General features: G+C 70.8%; 9 protein-coding genes. 6 read left to right on the forward strand and 3 right to left on the reverse strand.

Going from position 1 to position 9650, the window contains the following annotated elements; genetic code table 11:
* Positions 1-109 precede the first annotated feature (109 nt).
* Positions 110-1402, forward strand: a complete 1293-nt coding sequence (locus AC07VI_RS28685) for a putative O-glycosylation ligase, exosortase A system-associated (RefSeq protein WP_086148064.1) — start codon at positions 110-112, stop codon at positions 1400-1402.
* The gene (locus AC07VI_RS28690; protein ID WP_492994044.1) at positions 1399-2334 is read left to right on the forward strand and encodes a polysaccharide deacetylase family protein; all 936 of its coding nucleotides are present in this window, start codon (positions 1399-1401) and stop codon (positions 2332-2334) included. The genes AC07VI_RS28685 and AC07VI_RS28690 overlap by 4 nt, the downstream gene beginning before the upstream one ends.
* On the opposite strand, the gene AC07VI_RS28695 is transcribed toward AC07VI_RS28690, so the two are convergent.
* Genes AC07VI_RS28695 through AC07VI_RS28705 form a run of 3 tightly spaced genes read right to left on the reverse strand, consistent with a single transcriptional unit; the run spans position 2243 to position 7034 of the window.
* Positions 2243-4186, reverse strand: coding sequence for an asparagine synthetase B family protein (locus AC07VI_RS28695; protein WP_492994042.1), 1944 nt, complete (start codon positions 4184-4186; stop codon positions 2243-2245). The two genes, AC07VI_RS28690 and AC07VI_RS28695, sit on opposite strands and share 92 nt — an antisense overlap.
* Complete coding sequence (locus AC07VI_RS28700; RefSeq protein ID WP_492994040.1) at positions 4183-5436, reverse strand: pyridoxal-dependent decarboxylase, exosortase A system-associated; 1254 nt, start codon at positions 5434-5436, stop codon at positions 4183-4185. Before AC07VI_RS28700 ends, AC07VI_RS28695 begins: the two co-directional genes overlap by 4 nt.
* Complete coding sequence (locus AC07VI_RS28705; protein WP_099420529.1) at positions 5433-7034, reverse strand: acyl-CoA ligase (AMP-forming), exosortase A system-associated; 1602 nt, start codon at positions 7032-7034, stop codon at positions 5433-5435. Before AC07VI_RS28705 ends, AC07VI_RS28700 begins: the two co-directional genes overlap by 4 nt.
* Before the next feature lie 186 nt (positions 7035-7220).
* Here AC07VI_RS28705 and AC07VI_RS28710 point away from each other — a divergent pair, with 186 nt between their 5' ends.
* The 4 genes from AC07VI_RS28710 to AC07VI_RS28725 all read left to right on the forward strand — a co-directional run.
* Positions 7221-7991 carry a GNAT family N-acetyltransferase gene (locus AC07VI_RS28710; protein ID WP_492994038.1) on the forward strand — a complete coding sequence of 257 codons (771 nt, stop codon included), beginning with the start codon at positions 7221-7223 and terminating at the stop codon, positions 7989-7991.
* Entirely contained in the window at positions 7970-8215 is a 246-nt protein-coding gene (locus tag AC07VI_RS28715; protein WP_086148058.1) for an acyl carrier protein, read from the forward strand. The genes AC07VI_RS28710 and AC07VI_RS28715 overlap by 22 nt, the downstream gene beginning before the upstream one ends.
* Entirely contained in the window at positions 8212-9069 is an 858-nt protein-coding gene (locus AC07VI_RS28720; protein ID WP_193068853.1) for a hydrolase 2, exosortase A system-associated, read from the forward strand. Before AC07VI_RS28715 ends, AC07VI_RS28720 begins: the two co-directional genes overlap by 4 nt.
* A partial coding sequence (locus tag AC07VI_RS28725; RefSeq protein WP_494808836.1) for a hydrolase 1, exosortase A system-associated occupies positions 9066-9650 on the forward strand: 585 nt, incomplete at its 3' end. The genes AC07VI_RS28720 and AC07VI_RS28725, both read left to right, overlap by 4 nt.

Genomic DNA, 9650 nt, shown 5'->3' on the forward strand with positions numbered 1-9650 from the left:
CATGACAAAACTTTGTACGAAACCGTGTTGATCCAGTGTACCCAGCCTGCCCGCCCGCCCGTTGACAGGCATCAATACCATGCAGGCACAACCAGGAGCGTCCCCTTTCATGCGCGACATCTTGATTACCATCATCATCCTGGGTTCCCTGCCCTTCATCCTGAAGTCGCCGGCCATCGGCGGCCTGATGTGGGTGTGGGTCAGCGTGATGAACCCGCACACGCAGGCGTGGGGCTTTGCCACGCATTTGCCGTTCGCCTTCATCATCGCCATCGCCACCATGCTCAGCCTCGTGATGACGCGCGAACCGAAAAGCCTGCCCATCACGCCCGTCAGCGTGCTGCTGCTGCTGTTCGTTGCCTGGATGAATGTCACGGCCCTGTTTGCGCTGCTGCCCGAGTCGTCCTGGGTGCAGTGGAACAAGGTCATGAAGATCATGCTGATGAGCTTTGTGATCATGATGGTGATACGCACGCGGCGCGACATCGTGCGCCTGATCTGGGTGCTGGTGGGCTCGATCGGCTATTACGGCGTGAAGGGCGGCATCTTCACCATCCGCAGCGGCGGCACGGAGCGCGTGTGGGGGCCGGAAGAAACGTTTATTGGAGATAACAATTCACTGGCCCTGGCCCTGATCATCACGATTCCCCTCATGTATTATCTGCAGCAAAACAGCGACAGGCGCTGGCTGCGCCACGGCTTGTCGGCGGCCATGCTGCTGTCGGCGCTGGCCGCGCTGGGCTCGTATTCGCGCGGGGCGCTGCTGGCCATTGCCGCCATGGTCCTGTTCATGTGGCTGAAAAGCGGGCGCAAGCTGGTGCTGGGCGCGCTGCTGGGCCTGGTCACGCCGCTGCTGCTGGCCTTCATGCCCGAGCGCTGGGCCGAACGCATGGACACCATCAATACCTATGAGGAAGACAGTTCCGCCATGGGCCGCCTGAATGCGTGGCGCATGGCGTGGAACCTGGCGCGCGACCGCTTTCCCGGCGGCGGCTTCGATGTGTCCGACGGCGCCATCTTTGCCCGCTACGCGCCCAACCCCATGGACGTGCATGCGGCGCACAGCATCTATTTCCAGGCCCTGGGCGAACACGGCTTCGTCGGCTTGCTGATCTACCTGGCGCTGGGCATCGCCACCTGGCGCACGGCGTCGGCCATCATCCGCCTGACGCGGGGCAAGGCCGAGCTGCGCTGGGCGCACGGCCTGGCCACCATGAGCCAGGCCAGCCTGATCGGCTTTGCCGTGGGCGGCGCCTTCCTCAGCCTGTTGTATTTCGACATGCCGTATTACCTGATGGCGGCCCTGATCGCCACGCGCATCGTCGTCGAGCGCGCATTGCGCGCGCCGGCGCCCACGCCGCGCCAAGCCAAGCCCGGCGCCGCCGTCGCGGAGCTGCCATGACGGCGGCACTGTCCATCCTGATCTACCACCGCGTGCTGGCGCGGCCCGACGCCCTGTTTCCCGGCGAAGTCGATGCGGCCCTGTTCGAGCGCCAGCTGCGCCTGCTAAAGCGTTTTTATGCGCCGCTGCCCCTGGCCGAGGCCGTGCAGCGCTTGCAGGACGGCAGCCTGCCCCCGCGCGCCGCCTGCATCACGTTTGACGACGGCTACGCGGACAATGCGCAAGTGGCCCTGCCGCTGCTGCTGAAACACGGCCTGCACGCCACGTTTTTTATCGCCACGGGCTACCTCGATGGCGGCCGGATGTGGAACGACGCGGTGATCGAGGGCGTGCGCCATGCGCCCGGTCCCCAGCTGGACTTGCGGGAACTCGGCCTGGAGCGCCTGCCCGTCGCCAGCCTGGCGCAGCGGCAAACGGCCATCGCCACCCTGCTGGGCCAGCTCAAATACCTGCCGTTCGAGCGGCGCCAGCAGCTGGCCCTGCACATCGGACGCCAGGCGGGCGCGGCGGCGGGACCGCCCGCCATGCTCAGCACGGCGCAGCTGCGCCAGCTGCAGGGGGCCGGCATGGGGCTGGGCGCGCACACGGCCAGCCACCCTATCCTGGCCACCTTGCAGGACGGCGCCGCGCGGCGCGACATCGCCCACGGCAAGCGGCAGCTGGAAAGCCTGATACAGGCGCCCGTCACCCTGTTTGCCTATCCGAACGGCAAGGCGGGCCGCGATTACGGCGCATCCCATGTGGCGATGGTGCGCAGCCTCGGGTTCACGGCGGCCGTCGCGACGGACTGGGGCGTGGCCCGCCCCGGCGCGGGGCTGGACCTGCTGCAGCTGCCCCGTTTTACGCCGTGGGATCGAGGACGGCTGGCGTTTCTGTGGCGCTTGCGGCAAAACCGCCGGCCAGCGCGCCCAGCGCCGCCGGGTGGTGGCTGAGCCACTGTTCCAGCATCATCAGCAACCACACCATGGTGCCGTGGTAGGCCGGGTGCTGCGCCAGCAGCCGGCACTGCAGCTCGTCGATGAAGGCGGGCCGCACGATGCCGCGCCGGCGCAGCTGGGCCAGGTTATCGAAGGCGAAGTCGCGCAGCGGCGCATGGCTGTGCAGCCACAGGCCGAACGGCAGGCCGAAGCCGTGCTTTTTCTTGCGCACGATGGCCGGCGGCAGGATGTCCGCCAGCGCCCGCTTGAAGAAGGGCCGCAGGCGCATGCCGTCGAGCTTGTCCTGGGGCGCCAGGCGCGCGGCAAACGCCACCATCGCGTCGTGCAGGAAGGGAAACGCCGCTTCCACGCCGGCCAGCTCGCACGCCGTGCGCACCTTGACCAGGTCGTTGTCGGCCAGGGTAAAACGCATGTCCAGCGCCAGCAGTTCATTGATCTGGCTCAAACCCTGGCCTTGCCGCTCCCAGTACGCGCCGCTCAGGCAGCCGGCCGCCATGCCGGGATCGATGGTGTCGATGAAGCCGTCTTCCAGCACCGCGCGGTAGCCATGGCACAGCAGCAGGTTGTGGCTGTCCAGGCGGGCCGGCAACGGCAGGCTGGCCTGTTCGATGTAGCGGCGCGCCTTGCCGGCCAGGCGCCACGGCTTGCCCGCGCGTTCGCGGAACAGCAGCGGCTCGATGACGGCCTGGCGCAGCATGGCCGGCAGGCGCGCGTACTGCGACAGCAGGGCCTGGCGCGCATAGCGTTCATTGCCACCAAACAATTCGTCGCCGCCGTCGCCGCCCAGCAGGCGCATCACGCCATCCTCGCGCGCCATCTGCGCGCAATAGAAGGCGGGAATGGCCGAGGCGTTGCCGAAGGGCTGGTCGAAGGCGGCCGCCATGGCGGGGATGGCGGCCAGCACGTCGCCTGGCGTCACGTAGCGCTCGTGGTGGATGCTGCCCGCGTGGCTGGCGGCCAGGCGCGCATACGCCATCTCGTCGTAGCCGGGCGCGTCGAAGCCGATCGAATACGTGCGCGCCGGGCGCCCCGTCACCTGGCCCACGATGGCGGCCAGGGTGGAACTGTCGGTGCCGCCGCTGAGGAAGGCGCCCGTGCCGGCGCTATCGCCGCCCAGGCTGCTTTCCACGGACAGCCGCAGGGTGCGCAGGAATTCCTCCTGCTTGACGGCAAAACTCGCGCGCGAGCGCGCGTATGCGCGTTCCTGGAATTCCAGCTGCCAGTAACTGCCCCTGTAGCGGCGCCCGGCGCGCACATGCAGGTATTCGCCGGGCAGCAGCCGCTGCTGGCCCACATAGGCCGTGCCCGGTCCGGGCACCATGTGATGGTACAGATAATGGTACAGGGCTTGCGGGTCGAGCGCGGCGCGCACGGACGGATGGGCCAGCAAGGCATCGAGCGAGGAGGCGAAGAACAGGCCCTGCGCATTGCTGGCGTAGCAGAGCGGGTGGATGCCGGCCCGGTCCACGGCCAGCACGGCCGAGCCGGAAAAGGCGTCGAGGATGGCCAAGCAGAAAGGCCCCGAGAGGCAGGCGCAGGCGGCCACGCCCCGGCTCAGCCACAACGACGCGAGGCGGCCCGCCACGTCGTCCGCCGAACCGTGCAGCGCGGGCCGGCCCCAGATGGCCACCTGCAAGCCATCCTGCTGGTACAGGTGGCGGCTGCCGTCGATGGCGGCCACGGCCACGGCGCCCGTGTCGCCGGCGCCCAGGGTCAACGGCGCGCCGTCAAAGCGCGACAGGGGCGCGGCCATGCGCGCCAGCACGGCCTCGGGCGTGACAGGGGGAGCGGCGGCGGGCTCGGGCGCCGCCCCGCAGCGGGCCAGCCAACCGCACAGGCCGCTCATACGAGCACCTCGGCCGGCAAGGGATGGCCGAGGAAGGCCGTCGGGCTGGCCGTCAAGCCGTAGGCGCCCGACTGGAACACCACCACCAGGTCGCCCTCGTGCGCGCGCGCCATCTCCATCTGGTCGGCCAGCAAGTCCAGCGGCGTGCATAGCGGTCCCACGACGGACGCCACCTCGCGCGGCCCCTCCTGCAGGCGGTTGCCGATGGCGACCGGGTAGTTCTTGCGGATCAGCTGGCCGAAATTGCCCGAGGCGGCCAGGTGATGGTGCAAGCCGCCGTCCGTGACGAGGAACACCTGCCCGTGCGACACCTTGCGTTCGAGCACCGTGCACACATAGATGCCCGCTTCGGCCACCAGGTAGCGGCCCAGTTCCAGGTTCAGGCGGGCGCCGGGCGCGGCCGCCTGCAAGAGGGCGAGCTGGGCCTGCAAGCCCGCGGCCACGGGCGCCAGGTCCAGCGCCTGCTCGCCGGGGAAATACGGCACGCCGAAGCCGCCGCCGATATTGAGCACGCGCAAGGGGGACGGCGCGCTGTCGGCCAGCTCCAGCGCCAGGTGCACGCTGTGGGCCTGCGCCTCGGCCAGGGCCGCCGCCGACAGGCTTTGCGACCCCGCATAAATGTGAAAGCCGTGAAAATCCAGGCCCAGCTGGCCGATGCGGCCCAGCAAGGCCGGCACCAGGGCCGCGTCGACGCCGAACGGCTGCGCGCCGCCGCCCATGCGCATGCCCGTGCGGCGCAGGGCGAAATCGGGATTGACGCGCACGGCCACGCGCGCCGTCACGCCCAGCCGTTCGCTGGCCAGCGCCGTCCTTTCCAGCTGGGCGCCGGACTCGATATTGATCAGCACGCCCGCCGCCACGGCGCGCGCCAGTTCCCCCTCGCTCTTGCCCGGCCCCGCAAAACTGATGCGTTCGGCGGGCATGGGCGTGTCGAGGGCCGTCGCCAGTTCGCCGCCCGAGGCCACGTCGATGCCGTCCACCAGGCCCGCCAGCAGCTGCACGACGGCCGGCATGGGATTGGCCTTCATGGCGTAATGCAGGTGCACGCCGGAAGGCAAGGCGGCGCGCAGTTCCGCCACGCGGCGCGCGATGTGGCCGCGCTCGTAGGCATAGAACGGCGTGCGGCCCACGCGCTGGGCCAGGCGGCGCAAGGGCATGCCGCCCACTTCCAGCATGTCGCCGGCGACGGCGAATTGGCGCAAGGCCGCGTGCGGCGGCATGGCGGGGGATGTCAGGCCGGGGCCATTCATGTCGATGCTCCTGGTTGGACAGCATGGGCTTGCGCCAGTTCCCGCGCCAGCAAGGGGCGGTCGATCTTGCCGTTCGGATTGCGCGGCAAGGCGTCCGCGCGCACCTCGATCCACAGCGGCACCATATACGCCGGCAGGCGGGCGCGGCAGGCGGCCAGCACGCTGTCGCGCAGCACTTCCACGCCCGGCGCGGGCGTGACGAGCAAGGCGATGGCCTGGCCCAGCACGGCGTGCGGCACGCCCAGCGCGGCCGCCTCGCCCACCAGCCCGCTCGCATGCGCGACTTCCTCGATCTCGGCCGGGCTGACCCGGTAGCCCGAGGTCTTGATCATGTCGTCGCTGCGGCCGACGAAATACAGATAGCCGTCCGCATCGCGGCGCACGGTGTCGCCCGACCAGACGGCCAGTTCCGGCAGCACCAGGCCGCTGGCCTGCGGCGGCAAGGGCTTGAAGCGCTCGGCCGTGCGCGCCGCATCGTTCCAGTAGCCGAGCGCCACCAGCGCGCCCCGGTGCACGAGTTCGCCAGGCTCGCCGGCGTCGCAGACGCTGCCGTCCGGGCGCAGCACCAGCACTTCCGCGTTCGGGATGGCTAGTCCGATGGAATCGGGACGCCGCGCCAGCTGTTCCGGCGGCAGATAGGTGGAACGGAACGCTTCCGTCAGGCCATACATGAGGAAGACCTGCGTGCGCGGCAGCGCCAGGCGCAGCCGGTCGAGCGTGGCGCGCTGCATGACGCCGCCGGAATTGGTGATGTAGCGCAAGGGCGTCGACAGGGGCCAGCTCAGCTGCGACAGCTGCACCCACAGGGGCGGCACGGCGGCCAGGCCCGTGATGGCTTCCTGCTCCACGGCTTCGACGATGTCGCGCAGCAGCAAGTAATTCATCAGCACGGCGCAGGCGCCGCTGGCGAACGCCGTCGTCAGCTGGCTCAGGCCGTAGTCAAAGCTGAGCGGCAGCACGCACAGGATGCGGTCCTGCGGCGTGTTGCGCAGGTAGCCCGAGACGCTGAGCGCGCCGGCCAGCATGTTGCGGTGGGACAGCACCACGCCTTTCGGCCGCCCCGTGCTGCCCGAGGTGTACAGGATGGCCGCCATGTCCGTGTCGATCACCGCGTGCGGCGCCCGCTCCGGCTCGCTTGCCAGGTCCAGCGCGTCGTCCCAGGACAGCAGGCGCACGCCGCCCAGGCTGGCGTCCAGGCCCCGCTCTCCCGTCAGCAGCACCGTCTGCAGGTCCGGGCAGGCGGCCAGCGCCGGCCCCAGCTGCGCCAGCCGCTCGCGCGAGGTGACGAGGATGGCGACATTGCAGTCGGCCAGGATGTAGGCGACCTGCTCCGGCTTGAGCAGCGGGTTGACGGGCACGAAGACGCCGCCGGCCGCCGCCGCGCCGAACATGGCGCCGACGTTTTCCGGGCGCTTTTCCAGGTAGACGGCCACGCGCGCGCCGCGCGCCAGGCCCAGGGCCAACAGGGCCCAGGCGCAATCGCGCACGCACTGCGCCAGCGCGCCATAGGCCAGCGCCTCGCCCTGCCACGACAGGGCCGGCGCATCGGGCGCGCGCCGCGCCGTGTCGAAGATCAACTCGTGTATCAGTGTCGCCATCGTCTCGCCCCCGGGTTGCCATGATTGCCATGCATCCCCCTATGATTCAGACAAACGGCCACGCCGGTCTTGATTTTGATCAATTAACAGTTTCAGCAACACAGCTTGAGCCGGCGCAAGATCCGCGCGCGCCGCTGCGCTCTAATGGACAGCATTGGCTGCATAGCCGCCCCATCCGTTCTTCCCATGTCCGTGCGCCCGCATTTTCCCTTGCTGCAAAGACTGGCCGCCAGCGTCGCCCGGCTGGGCTGGCGCGACACGGCCTGGCTGGCCCTGGCCCGCCTGCTCGAACGCGCGCCGGGCGGGCGCTGCGCGCTATATCGTTATCAATTCGTCGCGCAGGCCGTGGCGCCCGGCTCGCTGTGCGGCGGGCGCGGCCGCTCCATCACGGTCGCGCCCTGCCTGGCGGAGGCGGACTTGCCGCCCGGCCCCCTGCGCCGGCCCGGCGTGCTGGGCGAGCGCTACCGCCAGGGCGCGCAATGCCTGGTGGCGCGCACGGGGCGCGACGGGCAGGCCGCCGGCATGGCCGGCTGGATCTGGCTGCTGCGCCACGGCTGCGAGGAAGACGAGGCGCGCGCCCGCTACGCGCTGGCGTCGCGCCAGTCGTCGTGGGACCTGGACGTGTGGGTGCATCCCGAGCAGCGCGGCGGCCTGGTCTTCGCCCGCCTGTGGGAAGAAGCCAACGCCGTGCTGCACGCGCAGGGCGTGCGCTGGTCGTGCAGCCGCATTTCGCGCTTCAACCGCGCTTCGCTGTCGGCCCATGCGCGCCTGGGCACGCATGCGCTGGGCACGGCCACCTTCATCCGCTGCGGCCGCTGGCAATGGATGGCCGCCAGCGTGCCGCCCTATCTGCACCTGTCGCGCCATCGCGCCGACGTTCCGCTGCTGGCCTTCGATACGACGCCCTTGCCCCACTACCCTTCCCTGGAGCTGACATGCCGCATCTTGAAGCAGTAAAGCACATCCTCGACACCACGCTGGGGCTGAACGGGCGCGCGCTGGAAGCGCACACGCCGCTGCTGGGCAGCCTGCCGGAACTCGATTCCATGGCCGTGATCGGCGTCATCGCGGCGCTGGAAGCGCATTTCGGCATCGAGGTGGCCGACGAGGATATCCACGCGCGCCACTTCACCACGGTGGCCACGCTGCACGATTTCATTGTTGCCAGGCTGCGACCATGAACGATACCGCCACCGTGGCGCCGCCCCTGCTGCCGTTCTTCATGTCCGCCAGCGGCGGCCAGCGCTATTGCCTGCTGCACCTGCCGCCGCCGGGCCGGCCCGCGCGCGGCGGCATCGTCTACGTGCATCCATTGGCGGAAGAACTGAACAAGAGCCGCCACGTGGCCGCCGCGCAGGCGCGCGCGTTTGCCGCCGCCGGCTACAGCGTGCTGCAGATCGACCTGTACGGCTGCGGCGACAGCAGCGGCGACTTCGGCGAGGCCCGCTGGCCGATCTGGCACAACGACCTGCACCTGGCCTGCGCCTGGCTGGCGCAGCGGGTCGACGGCCCCTTGACTCTTTGGGGGCTGCGCCTGGGCGCCCTGCTGGCCCTCGATTTCGCCAGCCGCGCGCCGCTGCCGCTGGCCCGGCTGCTGCTGTGGCAGCCGGAGCTGGACGGCCGGCGCTGCATCGACCGCTTCCTGCGCCTGCGCCTGGCCAGCGGCATGCTGGCCGGCGCCGAAGCCGAAGCGCCGGGCCAGGCGCGCGCCGCGCTGGCGCAAGGCGAGCCCGTGGAAGTGGCCGGCTACCTGCTGGCGCCCGCGCTGGCGCACGCCATCGACGGCGTCGACGGCGCGGCGCTCGCGCCGTCCGTGCCCGTCTACTGGCTCGAGTACCAGCCGCCGGGGCAGGCACCGGCGCCCCTGCCCCGGCTGGCGCGCCACTGGCGCGAACACGGCGCCGCCGTCCACCTGGCCGCCTTTGGCGACGGCCCGTTCTGGCACAGCGGCGAACTGCTGGCCTGCCCGCAGCTGCTCGACGCCACGCGGGAACTGTGCCGCGACTGGCTCGACGAGCAAAGGACGGCGCCATGAAACGCGACGCCGCCGCAGCACGCCCCGTGCACCAGCTGGCGCTGCGCTTTCGCAGCCTGCCGACGGACGCGCAGGCCGACGCCGAGGCGCAGGCGCGCATGGTCGGCATCCTCAGCCTGCCCAACGCGCCGGGCCCGCGGGGCGTGCTGATCGTCACGGGCGGGCCACAGTACCGGGCCGGCAGCCACCGCCAGTTCGTCCTGCTGGCGCGGGCGCTGGCCGCGCGCGGCGTGCCCGTGCTGCGTTTCGACCTGCGCGGCATGGGCGACAGCGAAGGCGCGCCGCGCGACTACCGCGCCGCCGCTCCCGACATCGCGGGCGCGCTGGCGCAATTCTTCGACGCCGTGCCGGCCCTGCGCGAAGTGGTGCTGTGGGGCCTGTGCGACGGCGCCACGGCCGCCGCCTGCCATGCGCCGCAAGACGCCCGCGTCTGCGGCCTGGTCCTGCTCAACCCCTGGGTGCGCAGCGCCGCGGGCCTGGCCCGCGCCACCCTGCGCCACTATTATTTGCCGCGCCTGCTGCAAGGCGCTTTCTGGCGCAAGCTGGCGTCGGGCGGGCTGCGGCCCGGCGCCAGCCTGGCC

It is taken from the genome of Janthinobacterium sp. GW821-FHT03A03 (assembly GCF_059421435.1).